Annotated in this window: 14 protein-coding genes and 1 pseudogene; 2 read left to right on the forward strand and 13 right to left on the reverse strand. The window is 68.0% G+C overall.

The annotated features are described in order from the left end of the window. Positions 1-175 precede the first annotated feature (175 nt). From ABH931_RS26685 to ABH931_RS26715, 7 genes and pseudogenes are all read right to left on the reverse strand, one after another. The gene (locus ABH931_RS26685) at positions 176-826 is read right to left on the reverse strand and encodes an alpha-ketoglutarate-dependent dioxygenase AlkB (protein ID WP_370118245.1); all 651 of its coding nucleotides are present in this window, start codon (positions 824-826) and stop codon (positions 176-178) included. A 91-nt stretch (positions 827-917) separates the two neighbouring features. Beyond that, positions 918-2,855, reverse strand: a complete 1,938-nt coding sequence (locus ABH931_RS26690; protein WP_370118525.1) for a TniQ family protein — start codon at positions 2,853-2,855, stop codon at positions 918-920. Continuing rightward, positions 2,852-3,376, reverse strand: a complete 525-nt coding sequence (locus ABH931_RS26695; protein ID WP_370118545.1) for a hypothetical protein — start codon at positions 3,374-3,376, stop codon at positions 2,852-2,854. The genes ABH931_RS26690 and ABH931_RS26695 overlap by 4 nt, the downstream gene beginning before the upstream one ends. An 82-nt stretch (positions 3,377-3,458) precedes the next feature. After that, positions 3,459-3,884 (reverse strand): annotated as a pseudogene (locus ABH931_RS26700) (TniB family NTP-binding protein); the annotation flags it as partial. A gap of 215 nt (positions 3,885-4,099) precedes the next feature. Next, on the reverse strand, positions 4,100-6,154 hold the full coding sequence (locus tag ABH931_RS26705) for a transposase (protein WP_370118248.1): 2,055 nt from the start codon (positions 6,152-6,154) through the stop codon (positions 4,100-4,102). After that, the gene (locus ABH931_RS26710; protein ID WP_370118251.1) at positions 6,127-6,696 is read right to left on the reverse strand and encodes a TnsA-like heteromeric transposase endonuclease subunit; all 570 of its coding nucleotides are present in this window, start codon (positions 6,694-6,696) and stop codon (positions 6,127-6,129) included. The genes ABH931_RS26705 and ABH931_RS26710 overlap by 28 nt, the downstream gene beginning before the upstream one ends. Positions 6,697-7,091: 395 nt before the next feature. Then, a complete protein-coding gene (locus ABH931_RS26715; protein ID WP_370118254.1) occupies positions 7,092-7,427 on the reverse strand; it encodes a hypothetical protein in 336 nt (111 codons plus the stop codon). 163 nt (positions 7,428-7,590) lie between these two features. Here ABH931_RS26715 and ABH931_RS26720 point away from each other — a divergent pair, with 163 nt between their 5' ends. Then, positions 7,591-8,121, forward strand: coding sequence for a hypothetical protein (locus ABH931_RS26720; protein WP_370118256.1), 531 nt, complete (start codon positions 7,591-7,593; stop codon positions 8,119-8,121). Positions 8,122-8,216: 95 nt separating this feature from the next. Here ABH931_RS26720 and ABH931_RS26725 read toward each other — a convergent pair whose 3' ends face one another. The 4 genes from ABH931_RS26725 to ABH931_RS26740 form a co-directional block, all read right to left on the reverse strand. Then, complete coding sequence (locus tag ABH931_RS26725) at positions 8,217-9,338, reverse strand: PP2C family protein-serine/threonine phosphatase (protein ID WP_370118259.1); 1,122 nt, start codon at positions 9,336-9,338, stop codon at positions 8,217-8,219. Positions 9,339-9,421: 83 nt separating this feature from the next. Then, positions 9,422-10,588 (reverse strand): S8 family serine peptidase, encoded by a 1,167-nt coding sequence (locus ABH931_RS26730; RefSeq protein ID WP_370118262.1) that lies wholly within the window; start codon positions 10,586-10,588, stop codon positions 9,422-9,424. A 13-nt stretch (positions 10,589-10,601) separates the two neighbouring features. Continuing rightward, a complete protein-coding gene (locus tag ABH931_RS26735) occupies positions 10,602-11,858 on the reverse strand; it encodes a WXG100 family type VII secretion target (RefSeq protein ID WP_370118265.1) in 1,257 nt (418 codons plus the stop codon). 53 nt (positions 11,859-11,911) lie between these two features. Beyond that, positions 11,912-12,268, reverse strand: coding sequence for a hypothetical protein (locus ABH931_RS26740; RefSeq protein ID WP_370118268.1), 357 nt, complete (start codon positions 12,266-12,268; stop codon positions 11,912-11,914). Between the two features lie 318 nt (positions 12,269-12,586). Here ABH931_RS26740 and ABH931_RS26745 point away from each other — a divergent pair, with 318 nt between their 5' ends. Continuing rightward, a complete protein-coding gene (locus ABH931_RS26745; protein WP_370118271.1) occupies positions 12,587-12,874 on the forward strand; it encodes a hypothetical protein in 288 nt (95 codons plus the stop codon). 46 nt (positions 12,875-12,920) lie between these two features. Here the strand turns inward: ABH931_RS26745 and ABH931_RS26750 are convergent, their stop codons facing one another. Both ABH931_RS26750 and glnA read right to left on the reverse strand, forming a co-directional pair. Further along, a complete protein-coding gene (locus tag ABH931_RS26750; RefSeq protein WP_370118273.1) occupies positions 12,921-13,802 on the reverse strand; it encodes an Fpg/Nei family DNA glycosylase in 882 nt (293 codons plus the stop codon). Positions 13,803-13,975: 173 nt separating this feature from the next. After that, positions 13,976-15,391, reverse strand: coding sequence for a type I glutamate--ammonia ligase (gene glnA, locus ABH931_RS26755; RefSeq protein ID WP_370118277.1), 1,416 nt, complete (start codon positions 15,389-15,391; stop codon positions 13,976-13,978). Between the last annotated feature and the right edge of the window lie 24 nt (positions 15,392-15,415).

Consider the following 15,415-nt stretch of genomic DNA (forward strand, 5'->3'; position numbering starts at 1 on the left):
ATGGACGCCCGCACGCGATCCCGCCACCGGACGCACCCCTGCCACCCAACACCCGCCATCCCCACCAACCCTGAACCCAACCCCACCAACCCTGAACCCCACCAACCCTGAGCCGCCCCACCCCCGGAGCGGCCCACCGGCACGCCCATGACCCGACCTCGGGCCTGCCGCAGGCCTACCGCACTCCCCGCGGCCGGAACTGGATGCTGATCCGCGGCCCGACCGGACGTGCGGTCTTCGGGATCGCGTGCTCCCAGGTCCGCTGGCACGACCCGCCCATGACGATCAGATCACCGTGGCCCAGTTGCTGCCGCACTGTCGTGCCGGACATCCCGGCCTCCGGGCGCGGCCGCAGCAGCAGCGCACGGGGCTCCCCGACGGAGAGGATCGCGACCATCGTGTCCTCGCTGAGTCCCCGGCCGATGGTGTCCCCATGCCAGGCGACGCTGTCGCGGCCGTCGCGGTAGAAGCAGAGGCCGAGGGTGGCGAATTGCTCACCGAGCTCGTCGGCGTAGTGGACGCTCAGCGTCTCTCTCGCTTCGGCGAGCAGGGGGTCGGGCAGGTGGTCCTCCTCGTCGTAGAAGGCGAGGAGCCTGGGCACGTCGACCACTCGGTCGTACATCTTGCGGCGTTCGGCGTGCCAGGGGACCTGCGCTGCCAGGCGTTCGAACAGGGCGTCGGCTCCGGTGAGCCATCCGGGCAGCAGATCGATCCACGCACCGGCGCCGAGGTTGATCCGTTCCGGTGCGTGCTGGTGCAGCGGCCTGAGGCGCGTCTCCTCGACCTCGTCGAAGAGGGAGGCCTGGAGCGAAGTGGAGAGGGCCATGGATCGAGCCTACCGCGTCAATCGAACATCTGAGCGAAACACGACTTTCCTTCACTCTCTCGGCTCACTGGCCCGGGTGTGACTGAGCGCTTCAGTTGGCGAGTGAGCGCTTGAGTTGGCGAGCGGCGTGCTCAGTGTCGATCTGTTTGGCGACTCGGTCCGTGTAGGCGTCGACTGCGCGCTTGAGCTCGCGCCAGAGGAGGGCGGGTGCCCTGGGGCTGTTGCGGTGGGCGTGAGAGAGCGTCCAGGCGTGCTGGAGAGGCCTGATCTTGTAGGTGGGAGTGCCTGGGGTCTGCAGGACGGGATGTAGGCGGCATTCGCTGCTCGTGAGGCGGGCCCAGGCGTAGAGCGAGGCGCCGAGTTGCTTGCTGCCGTCCCATTGGGTGCTGCACCGTTGGGGCTCGGCCTGTCGCTGCTGGACCTTGGAAACGATCGCGTCCCACTCGGCTGGAGGGATCGTCCAGCCCTGGAGGAACTCCCGCCGGAGGCCGTAGTCGACCTTCTGCGCTGCGACCTGCTTGGCGATCCGGGCAAGAGCCTGGATGTAGGCGGCCTCCTGGCCTGTGCGGCGGAGCCAGCGGGTGATGTTCCCTTGGGTGTTCGCTGCTCTGGGGTAGCTCAGACCGAGGTAGCGGCCTGCCCGGGTGTAGGGGGTGTCGTCGGTCATCTGGACCAGCCGGATGGCCGCGTCGCGGTGGATCAAGAGCGGGGACAGTCCGTCGAGATCCAAGCCTGTCAGATGGGCCGTCCAGGCTTCAGGGAGCCTCTGCGGGATGTGCCGCGGCTCGTAGAGGCCCTCGTGGGTCAGCTTCTGGGGGTAGGCGGAACGCGATCCTGGGCGACTGTGCATGATGAGCTGGGGGTGTCGGGCGAGGACGTCGCGCATGCCGGGCGAGCAGAACGGTTCAAGCGCGGCAAGGCGGGGTCTGGCCGTCGGGGGAAGCGTTCGGGTCAGCAGTTGTTCGACGATGGTGCCGGTCCAGCCGCCGGTGGTGATCGAGTCCGCGAGCACGAACAGGGCGGCGCAAGCGGGGACGTCGGTGGGCAGGCCGATGCCGAATCTCGTCCACTTGCGTGCGTTGTCCGGATCGTCCCGCAGGGTCAGGATGGCGAGTTGCTGCTCGAAGTGCTCGGTAACGGCGTCGAAATGCGTGAAGTCGGGGATCAGGGGTGCGACCCGGGGCCAGGTTGCTGCGGTCAGGAGCATCAACAGGCGCAGGTCAGTGAGGTATTCGTCCATGGTTGCGGGGCTCTCGACGGACCGCAGCTGGTCGGCTGAGTGGCCCCGCGCATGGGCCAGTAGGCGCTCTTGGAGCGCGATGATGTCTGCAGGCGGCCGCGTCCCGGTCGTGCCTTGCATGTCGAGTCGTGCTCCGCAGGGGTGAGGTCGACGGTCAATTGCGCCTGTGTGTGTCCGGCATTGTGCTGGGTGGAGATGGACACCGGGGTTGGGGACCAGCCGGCCGGGGAGCCAGTGGCCCAGATCGGGGTTCCGGCCCGGGGAGTGGGCGAGGTTGCCGCAGGCTGGGCAGACGGTTTCCAGCATGCGGTCGTGCCGGAGGCAGGCGAAGGCGATGGGCAGACGCCAATGGTTCTGCCAGGCTCCGCCGTACTCGTTCTCAACAGCGCTGCCGTCTGCTGCGAGGCATGCGGGGCAGTAGCGGCTGGTCCGGGCCAGGACCCAGCCGTCGTTGATGATCGCCGTGATGTTGCGCGCGGCGCCGTGGTAGGGCGTGTGCAAGGGCGCGTAGTTCGGGAAGACCGTGCGGAGTGTGAGCGCCTGCGCTTCCTGCGGTTCCAGGTGCCAACTGCGAGCCAGGGCAGTGCATCGGTCCGGTCCGAGTCCGAGGAGGAGCGCGGCCGACAGCGTCGGAGTCGCCTGGGCAGGGTTGAGCAGCCCGCTGAGTCGGGCGATGTGCTGGGGCGGCTGCTCGTGCCGGTAGGACATCCGCAGCAGGAGTCCGGCCAGGGTCTCGCCGGGCAAGGGCCGGAGAGCGCGAGGGAAGACATGGGCGGCCTGCCGCCTCATGCCGTGTGGGCCTTGGTCTCGTCGGCGGGGCCGTGGTCGTCGAAGACGGTGTTGCGTGGCCGCCGGGCCGGCCGGGCCTTCGGCTTCGGCGGGACGGACGGGAGTTCGCCTGCATTCGGGTCGCGGCCGGCGGCCTGGCCCAGGTCGATGTCGATGCCGTCCAGCAGGCCGTCGGTCAGGCACTCGGCGCCGGTGTCGATGGCCCGCTCGCAGCCGTCCTCGATGAGTCGCTCCAGGAGGCCGACCACGCCTTCCGTTCGCCGGAACAGGTATTCGGGCATCGCCCCGTCGGTGAGCATCCCAGGCTTGGCGTGGAAGAGCCGCAGCGAGTTCTCGATGCCGGTCAGGTGCGTGATCCAGGCGTTGATCTGTTCCGGCGTGTCGTAGCGGAACGGGTCGAGGTGGACCAGGTCGAAGCGGCGGGCGGTCTGGGTGGCAGCCCGGTTGCCGTCGCCGCCCCAGGGAGTCGAGGCGCCTGGTGGCTGCATCAGGATCTGGCCGGTGCGCGGATCGCGCCTCACCCAGCAGCCCTGACGCGGGGATGTCGACTCCGATCAGCACGAGGGTGACCTGCATGCTCATCAGCGCGCGGATGAGGTCGAGCACGTCCTGGTCGTCCGCGCGGTGCATCTTCAGCCGGGTGATGTCGTCCAGAAGCAGCACCTTCGTGCCGTGCGCGTGCAGCGAGGCCCGGAGGGTGCGGACCAGTCCGGGCAGGTCGAGGTATTTGTGGTCGGCGCCGAAGAAGTCCAGCACCGCCTTGCAGGTGCTCTTCGGCTTCGCGGTCACCGGGGTCTGGACGTAGACGACCGGGGCGTGCAGGTCCCGGGTGCCGTCCATGGCCTGCGGGTTGGCCTGGTGCAGCTTGAGCCAGGCGTCCTCGAACGCGGCGGCGACCTCGCAGGCGGTCTCGGTCTTGCCCTGGTAGCCACCACCGTTGATCATCAGGCCGGGGCGGGTCGTGGGCTTGTGCTTGAGCGCTCCCTGCCGCAGCCGGGACCGCATCACCCGCGCGACCGCCTCACTCATGGGCGTCTCCAGCAATGGAAGGTTGCAGTGGGTCACCTCCCGGTGGTGCTCGTAGCGGTCCCTCTGCCGCGGGCTGAGCTTCCTGAACGCGGCCAGGTCTATCCTGGGCGCCGGGACGAAGGACTGCCGGGTCTCGCGCCAGAGCCGCCAGCCGTCCGCAGTCTCCCGGTCCGCCACTGAGCTGGGCAGTAGGAACGGGAACTCTTCCCCCGCCGTCACTGCGTCGCCTCCTGCTCCAGGTCGCCGCCGGGCAGGAGGAACAGGCTCCTCCTTCTTGCGGTCTCCCCGAGCAGGGGCGGGGCCGCGGGGGCCTTGGCGACGGCCTGCTCGCGTCGCTGCTGACGTTCGGCATCGACGGCCTCTTGGTGGCGCTGGGCCAGTTCCCGGACGTCGGCGGCCGGAGGGAGCGTTCGTGGTTCCGCGAGGCCCACTGGGCGGTCGACGGCTGCGGACCGGGCCCTGGCCAGTTCGCGTGCCCGCTCGATCTTCTGAGCGCGGGTCATCTGGGTGGGCCAGTCGGAGGGTTTCGTGCGCGCGCCGACCAGGTCGAGCAGGGCGGGCAGCAGTTCGCGGTCGGCCAGGGGTTTCAGCCCGGCTCGGGCGGCCTCGCGCAGCACCTCGCGCACCCGTGCGTCCGAGAAGGCCGGGACGTCGATGCCACCTGGGATGCCTGTCCAGAGCAGGGCATGCCAGCTTCCGTCCGCGGGGTCCTCGAAGTAGACCTGACGGCAGTCCCGGGGATCGCGGACCACGACCCATTTGCCGCGGTGTCTCCCGCTCCTGGCTGAGGGACGTCCCCGGTAGGGGGCCAGTGCCGGCCCGTCATACCAAAATCCGCCGACCTTGACTCCGCGGTTGCCCTGGATCTGCACGAAGTGCGGCGGCAGCAGCTCGTAGTAGAGGCTCGGCCGGGGAATCTCCGTGCTGATCCCGTCTCGGGCAGCCGCGGCGGCGAACAGCGTGTTCGGGCTGTGCCCGCCGCCCGGATCCCAGGCCGGCGCGTACTGGTCCAACCTGCGGTTCTGCCACACCTTCACGATCCACGTGGCGAGCAGGTGTTCCATCTGCTCCAGGGTCCAGACCGCGTCATCCTCCGGGGCGATCCCGCGGTCGGCGACGTCGACACCCTGATAGCCCAACAGCATCTGCAGCAGCATCGAGTTGATCCCGCCGAACGCGCGCTCGCAGGCAGCCTTGTCGCTCGGACGCATCATGCGGGCGGGCAGCAGATCGACGCCGAGCGACCGCGCGACCTGAACCATGTGGTGGTTCTTGTAGACGCTGCCGTGGTCGCTGGTCACTGTCTCCGGTGCGAAGAACGGGCGGCCGGCCACCGGGTGCCCGGCGAACTGGGCGACCAGCGAAGCCGGGACACCTGGGTAGGGCCACTCCATCTCGGGCCCCCAGCCCGGTCGCATCGGCAGCGGCAAGAGCACGTCACGCAGCAGCATCGCCACCTCCACCGAGGAATCGGACCCCGGGGTGAGCCGGAACGCGACCACGGAGTGCGTGTAAGCGTCCAACGCCAAGGTCAGATCGACGCTGATCGGGACGCCGAAGACGTCGTCGAGGACCTTGACCGGCAGCGGGGTCGTGTCCACCGCCACCACCTGGCCCGGTCGGGAGAGCACCACCTTCGACCTCCCCGTCTCCACCGCGGCGGCCGAGCGCGCATAGCGCTGCCGGGCTCCGCCCGGGCCGAACCACTCCTTCCAGACCTTCGCCAAGGTGGTGTAGTGCGGGATCGCTTCCCGGGCCGGCTGTCCCCACTTCTCGCCGACGTACTGGTGGATCATCCGCTCCTTGGTCTTCATGCTCAGCCTCGAACGGTGCAGTGACTCGGCGTGGACCGCGCGGATCGCCTCCGCGACCTCGTCCGTGATCGAGCGGTGTCCGCGCAGCGGCGGTGCCCACCGGCCGTCCGCAAGCCCTGTGAGGCCGTGATCCTCGAACTCGGCACTCATGCGCTCCAGAGTTCGCTCGCTGATTCGCTCCAGCCCGAGCAGTTTCGCGTCCTGCGTGTTCAGGGCCCGCAGCTCGGCCACCTTCGCCTGCCGGCGGCTGGTCAGCGTGGTGCGGGCCGGGTCGTACTCAGGCTTCGGCTCTCCCGGTCGGGCCCAGTGGGGGCTGCCGCTGCGGTAGCCGGTCTCGGCCTCCAGCAGATGCGCCATCCGCACCCGTGCCCGCTCCAGATCGTGCTCGTCCAGGTCCTCCAGCCGCGGCTGCTGCCGCCCGGCCGCCATCACCCACTCCCCACCGGGTAGATCCACGAGCCGTCCCCGAGCGGCTGCGTCAGATCCACCGCCAGCCGGCGGTGCCAAAGCAGGTGCAGCAGGTGAACGCGGGCGACTGCCGGAAACGGAGCCTCGTCCACCAGCTCCACCAGGAGACGCGGACGCTCGGCCACCAGGTCGGACATGAGCGCCTGCAAGGCCAGCGGGTCCGAGAGAGGACGCCTTCGTGCCGACAGCGCGTCGATCACCGTGACTACCTGCCGCCGCCATCCGCTGACCACCACGTAACGCCAGCCGACGGCCGCGGCAGCCTGAGCCGTGGCGGCGAACTTCACCGCGTCGTCTTCCTTGATCAGATGAGCGGGACGCACGTCGAGCAGCAGAACGCCTCCGGCGACCAGAGCCAAGAAGTCAGGGATGTGCCGCCCTGTCCCATCCCGCCAGGTGAAGTCCAACCGGAACGGCTGAGCCAGGACCTCGGTCACGCCACCGGTGACGAAGTCCAGCACCATCAGCAGACGCCGTTCCTCCAGGCTCTCGAAGCCGTGCATCCGCCCGGTCGAAACCAGATACTTCAACCCCGGACGGTGCCGCTGACCCGTCCGCCACGAGAATCCTCGAACCGGTCGAGTCGCCAACGACGGGAACCCGGCCAACTCCCGCACCGGACAGACGACGTCCGCCGTCCCCGCTTTCCACGTGGCCGTCCACTGACGGGACCAGCCAGTGCCCTGCTCCAGCAGGCCAGCGGCGCCCGGGGCGATGGAGTAGGGCCGGAGCAAGTCATCCAACTCGCAGCAGTGTGACCACACCGGCAGCCCAGCCGAGGCCGCATCGACGGCGCCAGGAACCATGACGCCAGAAGAGCACCAGCTGCGCGCCCCCAGGACAGCTTCTCTCGAACACCATCAAAGCACCCTGAAACGGCACTATCCTGATTCCTTCGAGTGGCCCGGGGCAGCACTGTGCAGTGCTACCCGTGATCGAAGAAGTGCTCGTCCACGATCGCGGAAATGGCAGATTCGATGTTCTCGCGCGTAACGCTCGGGACCACCAGCAGGCGCCTGGCCGTGAAGCGCCCGAGCCGGGCCAATTCACTGGTCACGGATTGGGCAAGTCGAACGGGGTCGTAGACCTCGACGACTTGCCTGCCTCCGTCCCACTCGACGGTCACGTCCAGCCAGCCCTTGGCCTCCTGAACCGCCCAGTCGTACTCGTCCATCGGCGCAGGCCACTCGATCCGAAAATCCATGCGCGAATCCTGCCCGACTCCCACGGCCGCCGTGACGTGAAGATCGCGAAACCGCACACCCCGCCTCCTCGGACACGCCGGACGAATCCCACCGCCGACGTCGTCGGGCCGGTGCTTCACTTGGCGATGATGCTGTCGACGCTCTCGCAGAATTGACCCCTTGGGGTCGTGGCGTGCCCGTGCTGTCTGGGGCTCTCGATGGAGGCCGTAGAGTGCGCGCATGGAGATCCCCGGCCTGGGCCCCGTGACCGTCGATGCTGACTTCGGCGACTACGTGAGTCTGTCGCTTCCCGTTCCCGTCTTCGGAGAAGCCCTCTGCCGGTTCGTCGTCGCCGGCTATGACGATGACGATGCGAAGGTCGACTTCGAGATGGCCATCAGTGCGTTTCTGGGGCTTGACGAGTCGGCTCTAAGGTCTGCGTCGGTGCCGGTCTTCCAGTACTACCTGGATGTGAAGGCAGAGGTGGGCGGCGATGAGGACCTCGTGTCCATCGCTGGCCCGGACGACGTGTGGTCGTATGTCCGGCCCGGAAGCGAGGTGACGGTCCAGCGCGAGGACACCCACGGCGACCGGCAGGTGTACGTCTCCGTGGAGTGCGAGTGCGCTTGGGAGCCCGAGCACGGTCTTCAGATCGTTTTCCGACGTGGTCGCTCAGTGTCGAAGGTGGGCCCGTTCGACAGCCACCTCACCAACGTCTCTGCCTTCGACCGCGCGGATCTCGCTGACGTCGTCTACCACCGATTCGGCTAAAGGGCCTGCAGCGCTGAGGCCATGGCTCACCGGTTCTCCTTGGCCAGCTGCACCGCCCCGCCAACCATCACGCTCAGTCTCGCTAACTGAAGCGCTCAGTCACACCGGGTAACCGCGATCATCGCGGTGTCGTCCTGCACGGGCCCCCCGAGATGCTGTTGGAGATCGTCCGTGAGACGGCGCAGCAGCTCGGCGGGTGCCACGTGGTCGCCGGCCAAGGCCTCGACCCGTTCCTGCAGGGGATAGAACCGGCCGTCCCCGTCTCGGGCCTCGATCAGTCCGTCGGTGTAGAGCAGGAGGAGGTCCCCGGGTGCGAACAGGAAGTCGGCGACGGCGTAGTCCGTGACGTCGAGCCCGAGCCCCAGGCCCAGCGGCGGACACTGCTGCGCTCCCTCGAGCAGAACCGCCCGTCCTTCGTGCAGCAACAGGGGAGGCGGATGCCCGCAGTTGATCAGCTGGAGCTGCGGACCGTCGTCGAGGATGTCCACGATCGCTGCGGTCACGAACCGCTCCCCGATGTCCACCCCGGCGGCCTCGTCGCTCGCGGCTACCTCGGCCAGGCCCCAACTGACGCTGTCCTCCAGAGACGCGGCCAGCTCCGGCAGCGGCGACTGACGGTGCGCGGCGGCGTGGAACGCGCCCAGAAGCAGGGCGGCGTCTCCGAGGGTCTCCAGGCCCTTTCCGCGCACGTCACCGATCACCAGCCGGGTCCCGTGCTGTGTGCGGGCGGCAGCGTACAGGTCCCCGCCGATTCGTGCGCCGACGGTGGCGGCGTGGTACTCCGACGCGATCCGCAGCGGGCCCGCCCGGGTCGGGAGCGGGCGCAACAGCACGCGCTGGGTCGCCTCCGAGACGGTCCGGGCGCGTTGGAGTTCGAGGCTGCGCCGTTCCTGCAGTCGGACGAAGACGACGATGAACGCGCCGATGGCGATGAGAGAGGCGATCTGCACCTCGAGGTTCTCGGTGGTGATGACGCCTCTGGCTATCCCTATGCTCACGAGCGTCGCGACGGCCAGGCAGCCGATGGCCGCGGTGGTTCTCGGGCCGGCGAAGGACGCGGTGATGGCAGGGGCGACGACCAGGAGCGGCCCGAGGTGGATGTCGGCGGGCGCGAGGATGTCCGTCACGGCGATGAGCACGATGAGCCCGATGGGCAGCAGGATCAGCAGCCGTCCGGCCCGTACCCTCACGGGCCCGGACGGAGCACGCTCCCCCATCTCTCGGCTCCTCTCCCGCACACCGCCCGGCGCGACCGCCAGGTTTCCATGCCACGCCACCCCCGCAAGATCCGCAACCGCGCTCAACCCACCTTCTTCCTCCTTCGCCACCACATCCACCCGGCCACCCCGACCCCAGCCACTCCGCCAGCGGCACTCATCGCCGCCACCCCAACCTCATCGCCCCGCCTCACCCCACCACTGGCCACCACCCGGCCACCCCCACCCGCTGCCACCGCTGACGACCCAGCACCGACTGCCCCGACCTGCCCCAACGGCCCTCCGGGCGGCCCAGCCGGAATATCAAACGTGAGCGCGGCATCGGGGCGGATGATCCCGTACCCGTAGTGATCGTCGTGCACTTTGCCGGTGGGATTCACGGCAGACTTGATCATCCGATTCACCACCTGCCCAGCAGTCAGCCTCGGATACTCCGCTCGCACGAGCGCGGCCTCGGCCGACACATACGCAGCAGCGTCACTCGTCCCGTCGGACAGTCGATACTCACTGTCACTGTTCGCGCCGGCCGCCACAATGTTCACCCCGGGCGCCGTCAGCGTCAGCCCCGGCCCGTAGTTCGACTGATCCCAGACCTTCCCGTCAGCATCCACGGCCCCAACAGACACCACCCCGGGATAGGCCGCAGGCCATGCAAGCTCCGCCGCTCCATCGTTTCCAGAGCTGGCGACGACTACGACGTCATGGGAAATTGCGTTGGCTACGGCTGTCTTCAATTCGGGCGTTCCAGCTGATGATGCAAATGACATGTTAATGACGCTGGCATGGCGACTAATGGCGAAGTCAATAGCCTCTGCGGCTTCGCTAATTGCGTCGGAGGTAGTGCTGATGGCCAACGGCAAGATCTCGGCCTTAGGCGCAAGGCCCTCGATCCCTTCTGACCTATCGGGGCCATGCCCGTGGCCCGCAATGAGGCTTGATATGCCTGTGCCATGACCATGGTGATCGTGATCAACCGCTACGGCGGACAGGGGGCGACGCGTGAAGTCTGCCCCGTCGAGGACTTGCCCGGCCAGGTCCTCATGCGTACGTCTGACGCCACTATCAATAACTGCCACGATGACATTTATTCCGTCTGAGTGGCGCCAGACCCGCCCCTCCGCTTGGAAGGCCTTCAAGGGCCATTCGGCGTCTCGAGCCTGATCGGCTTGCGCAGACAATGTGGCGACGCAGGGGAAGATGACAGTTAGGAGGAAGGACAGATAGCGAAGCCTGAGAGAAGGTGGGGGCATTTTGATCCCATGGCTAGCGGTCGACGACTGGTGGATTCGCCACGCAGGCACTGAGCCAGTCTTCCGGGTTCTCCTTCAGGTACGATGTTCGATGGCGACCTCGTTGAATGCGCTGCATTCGCCCGCCTTCGGTGGCGAGCCCAGGAATCCATCCTTGTGTGCCTGAGTCTGTTACTCCCGAAGGATTTGGAGCCTCGGTCGCGGCGGGTCGTTCGGTTCGGCGCTCTCCAAATTCGGGCGTGAGCGAGTGGCGATCGACCTTTTCGACACTCTGCTGAAGGCCATCTCTTCGAGATCGTCTGAAATCGGACGGTTGCGCGACGGAATTACGTCTGTCAGAGGATGACATTTCGCTCAATTGGCGTTGAGCTGAGGCGGCTGTGGGCGCTTGACCCCACGCCGGATGTCTCGTCTCCCCTATCCCGAGAAGAGTGCCGGTGTCTCCTGGGAGCAGCCGGGCCCGCCGGTTTCCAATTGAAAACTCGTCAGAGAGGTCGGACTGAAGCCCGCTTCTAGATGCGAACCTGATGAGTGGTTTCTGTGTGACCGGCTCATTCTCATTCTCTGGAACCGTGCCGCTCGAAGTGGATCTTGGATGACAGGCGAGGGAATCCAATCCAGTCTGAGGAGATGGCATTTGGCCGGCCTTGGGCAAAGAGGGACTCTCACTACTTGATTTCGGCCCGACCCGATTTTCACGTCCCGCATGATCCGTCGAAGATCGCACGGACTGGGCCGTCGGGTTCGCGGGGGGCCGACAGGCAAGCCTCAGGTCTCGCGAAGCTTGAATGGTGGTTTCGGAGAATTGTCCGCAATCGAGATCAGCCCTCGCAATCCCAGGAGTGCCGATCATCCGGGCCGCTTTCCCGTACCGCTCCTCCAGCAGTTCCATCACCGCGACCGCCTGCTGCCGTTGCTCCTCGTGCAGCGCGCTCGCCGTAGTCCCGACGGCTCCCGCCTGTTCCACAGAGACGACGCCCTCGAGGGATGCCGGCTCCGGCGGCATCGTCTCGCGCGCGGCGCGCAGGGCTTCTGCGGCGTAGGAGACGCCGGAGGAGGCGTGGGAGGCGAAATCCGCGCCGTTGCCGAGCGAAGCGTGGATGCGTTGGGCCCGGGCGGTGAACGCGTCCGCAGCCGTGCCCGACCAGTGGTCAGTGGCTGCGCGGGTGTGGTGGAGGAGGTCCTCCTGGGCTTGGCGCAAGGCCACGTCGACGGCGGCCCAACGCGCCGCCACGGTGTCGAGCGTGCCTGGGTCGGACTCGGCGATCATCGCCCGCAGTTCGGAGAGCCCGGCTCTGTCGAACGCGCCTCCGTGTCCGGCGCTCATCTCGTGCCGCCGCCCCACGAAGCCCCGGCCGTCGCCGAGAAGAAGTCCTGCCGGGTGCGGTGTTCCTGCTCCGCGTACGCCTCCGCCGCCGACTTCGCCTCCCCGCTGTACTGCTCGATGAACCCCTGTAGCTCGGCGATCATCGACCCCAGCCAGTCCCGCATCTCGTCGTGCTTGCCCGCCAGCGCCGACGCGCCGTCGAAGCCGCTGCCGAGGCTGCCGGCCGGGATGGCCGTGTCGTAGCGCGCGGCGGCGCGCGGCGCGTCCAGGCTGTCGGCGACTGCGCGCAGCTGCCGCACCGTGGACTCCAGGGCTGTCACATCGACGCGGTAGCCGCCTGTACCTGCCCCCATGACGACGTGCCCCTCTCGCGACCGACCCGCCCGATCGACCATCGGCTCACGACCACGCGAGCCGGCGAGCAGGCCGCAGGCTCCGTGGACGTACACGCACCGTGTGGTCATGCACACTCTATGTCACGTTGGGTAGTGCCACCATCACTCGATGGAGTGCTCTGTAGGCCACCGGTCGCGAGCTCGAGCCAACCTCACCGAGCTGCGAAAACGTGACCTTCCAGCCGCTGCGCGAAGATCATCGGCTGCCATAGGGTACGCGGCGGAGCGTCACCGGCGCGGTGACGTAAGGGAATCGGGTGTCACCGAAGGAGTGCGATGAGCTTCATCGAGCGGGCCGTCGAGGTCGTCGAGCACGGCGTGGGCGCGGGGGAGGAGCTCCTCAGTGAGCATGCCGCGCACCGGCACGCGGCCAGGCTGTTCCTCAAGCTCGGCATCGCCGTCTTCGCCGAGCAGCGGCTCGACGGGACCCACGAGCCCGTCGACCGGATCCTGAAGGCCCTCGACGGCCACGCCGCCGAGCACGGCGAGGTCGACATCGACCACCTCAAGGCCGCGCACGAGGTGTTGGGCGACGAGTTCGTCAGCGCCCACGCCGCCTCCTGAAGTACCCGACGCCGGGGCGGGGCGCCTCCTTGCCGCGCTCCTCGGGCTACTTCAGCAGGCGTGACAGCCGGCGGTCGGCCAGGGGCTTGCCGCCGGTCTGGCAGGTGGGGCAATACTGCAGGGCGGAGTCCGCGAAGGAGACCTCCCGGATCGTGTCGCCGCAGACCGGGCACGGCTGCCCCGCTCGGCCGTGGACGCGCAGGCCGCTCTTCTTCTCCGCCTTCAGCTCCCGCAGCGGCAACCCACGCGCACGCTCGACCGCCTCGGCCAAGGTGGTGTGCATGGCCGCATAGAGCCCCGCCACCTCTTCCTCGCTCAGGTTGGCGGCGAGCTTGAACGGGGAGAGGCGCGCTGCGTGCAGGATCTCGTCGGAATAGGCGTTGCCGATGCCCGCCAGCACACTCTGGTCGCGCAGGACGCCCTTGATCTGGCGGCGTTCGCCCCCCAGCAGCGCGGCGAAGGACTCCTGAGTCACAGCCCCCGTCAATGGATCGGGGCCGAGCCGCGCGATACCCGGGATCTCCTGAGGGTCACGGACGAGGTAGATCGCCAGGTGCTTCTGCGTCCCTGCCTCCGTGACATCGAACCCCTGAGTGCCGGAGTCGACGCCCGCTGCCGGTGCGAGCCGGACCCGGAGCGCCAGCGGCCCCTTGCCGGGGCGCGGCTGGTCAGCGGACAGGGATTCGCTCCACCGTACCCACCCGGCGCGGGCCAGGTGGATCACCAGATGCAGTTCGCCGGACCGCAGGTCGAGGAACTTGCCGTGGCGTGCCGTTCCGTCGAAGGTACGGCCTTCGAGTTCCGTGAGCGGTGGGTCGTAGGTCTTCAGTGCGGCCACCGACACCGGGAAGACGCGGTCGACGGTACGGCCGACCAGGTGCTCGGCCAGGAACTGGGTGAGCGACTCGACCTCGGGCAGCTCGGGCATGTCCCAAGTCTGCCTGCAGCCGGTGATCGCCGCTACAGAGGCGGGGCAGGGCACGGCAGGGTATGGCGGGGCGCGGTGCGTCGGGGCCTTGCCGCCCGCCCCGGTCCGAAAACAGCGCTGGTGCAGGTCGGAGTGGACCGACCTGCACCAGCGGGAGTGAGAGCCGAGAGGACTTACAGGTCGAAGTAGAGCTCGAACTCGTGCGGGTGCGGCCGCAGGGCGATCGGGGCGACCTCGTTGGTGCGCTTGTAGTCGACCCAGGTCTCGATCAGGTCCTGGGTGAAGACGCCGCCCGCGAGCAGGTACTCGTGGTCGGACTCGAGCGCGTCGAGCACGGCCGGAAGGGTCGAGGGCACCTGCGGGACCGCGGCGTGCTCCTCGGGGGCCAGCTCGTACAGGTCCTTGTCGACCGGCTCGAGCGGCTCGATCTTGTTCTTGATGCCGTCCAGGCCGGCCAGCAGCATGGCCGAGAAGGCGAGGTACGGGTTGGAGGACGGGTCCGGCGCGCGGAACTCGATGCGCTTGGCCTTGGCGTTGGCGCCCGTGATCGGGATGCGGATCGCCGCGGAGCGGTTGCGCTGCGAGTAGACCAGGTTGACCGGGGCCTCGAATCCGGGGACCAGGCGGTGGTAGGAGTTCACCGTCGGGTTGGTGAAGGCCAGCAGCGACGGGGCGTGCCTGAGCAGGCCGCCGATGTAGTAGCGGGCGGTGTCGGACAGGCCCGCGTAGCCCTGCTCGTCGTAGAAGAGCGGGGAGCCGTCCGTCCACAGGGACTGGTGGCAGTGCATACCGGAGCCGTTGTCGCCGAAGATCGGCTTGGGCATGAAGGTCGCAGTCTTGCCGTTCCGCCAGGCGACGTTCTTGATGATGTACTTGAACAGCATCAGGTCGTCGGCGGCGGCCAGCAGCGTGTTGAACTTGTAGTTGATCTCGGCCTGACCGGCGGTGCCGACCTCGTGGTGCTGGCGCTCGACCTGCAGGCCGGCCGCGGCCAGCTCCAGGGACATCTCGGCGCGCAGGTCAGCGAAGTGGTCGACCGGCGGGGCCGGGAAGTAGCCGCCCTTGTAGCGGACCTTGTAGCCGCGGTTGCCGCCCTCCTCGACGCGACCGGTGTTCCAGGCGCCCGCCTCGGAGTCGATCTCGTAGAAGGACTTGTTCTGCTTCGTCTCGAAGCGGACATCGTCGAAGACGTAGAACTCCGCCTCGGGGCCGAAGTAGGCGGTGTCGGCGATGCCGGAGGAAGCGAGGTAGGCCTCGGCCTTCTTGGCGACGTTGCGCGGGTCGCGGCTGTACTGCTCGCCCGTGATCGGGTCGTGGATGAAGAAGTTGACGTTGAGGGTGGCGTCCTTGCGGAACGGGTCCAGACGGGCGGTGCTGAGGTCCGGAATGAGACCCATGTCGGACTCGTGGATCGCCTGGAAGCCGCGGATCGACGAGCCGTCGAACATCAGCATCTCGGCCGGGTCGAATGCCGAGGCGGGCACCGTGAAGTGCTGCATCACGCCCGGCAGGTCGCAGAACCTGACATCGACGAACTTGACGTCGTTGTCCGAGATGTAGCGCGACACCTCGTCGGCGTTGTTGAACATCCATCCTCCTCGGCCCCGGCGGGC

Source organism: Streptacidiphilus sp. MAP12-33 (genome assembly GCF_041261265.1).
Taxonomy (GTDB): Bacteria; Actinomycetota; Actinomycetes; order Streptomycetales; family Streptomycetaceae; genus Streptacidiphilus.

What these genes read in the sequence shown, in the direction of transcription:
- ABH931_RS26730 (WP_370118262.1), bottom strand. Translation starts at nt 10,588, where the DNA reads ATGCCCCCACCTTCTCTCAGGCTTCGCTATCTGTCCTTCCTCCTAACT.
- ABH931_RS26745 (WP_370118271.1), top strand. Translation starts at nt 12,587, where the DNA reads ATGAGCTTCATCGAGCGGGCCGTCGAGGTCGTCGAGCACGGCGTGGGC.
- ABH931_RS26735 (WP_370118265.1), bottom strand. Translation starts at nt 11,858, where the DNA reads ATGATCGCCGAGTCCGACCCAGGCACGCTCGACACCGTGGCGGCGCGT.
- ABH931_RS26690 (WP_370118525.1), bottom strand. Translation starts at nt 2,855, where the DNA reads ATGAGGCGGCAGGCCGCCCATGTCTTCCCTCGCGCTCTCCGGCCCTTG.
- ABH931_RS26685 (WP_370118245.1), bottom strand. Translation starts at nt 826, where the DNA reads ATGGCCCTCTCCACTTCGCTCCAGGCCTCCCTCTTCGACGAGGTCGAG.
- ABH931_RS26750 (WP_370118273.1), bottom strand. Translation starts at nt 13,802, where the DNA reads ATGCCCGAGCTGCCCGAGGTCGAGTCGCTCACCCAGTTCCTGGCCGAG.
- ABH931_RS26740 (WP_370118268.1), bottom strand. Translation starts at nt 12,268, where the DNA reads ATGGGGGCAGGTACAGGCGGCTACCGCGTCGATGTGACAGCCCTGGAG.
- glnA (WP_370118277.1), bottom strand. Translation starts at nt 15,391, where the DNA reads ATGTTCAACAACGCCGACGAGGTGTCGCGCTACATCTCGGACAACGAC.
- ABH931_RS26720 (WP_370118256.1), top strand. Translation starts at nt 7,591, where the DNA reads ATGGAGATCCCCGGCCTGGGCCCCGTGACCGTCGATGCTGACTTCGGC.
- ABH931_RS26725 (WP_370118259.1), bottom strand. Translation starts at nt 9,338, where the DNA reads ATGGGGGAGCGTGCTCCGTCCGGGCCCGTGAGGGTACGGGCCGGACGG.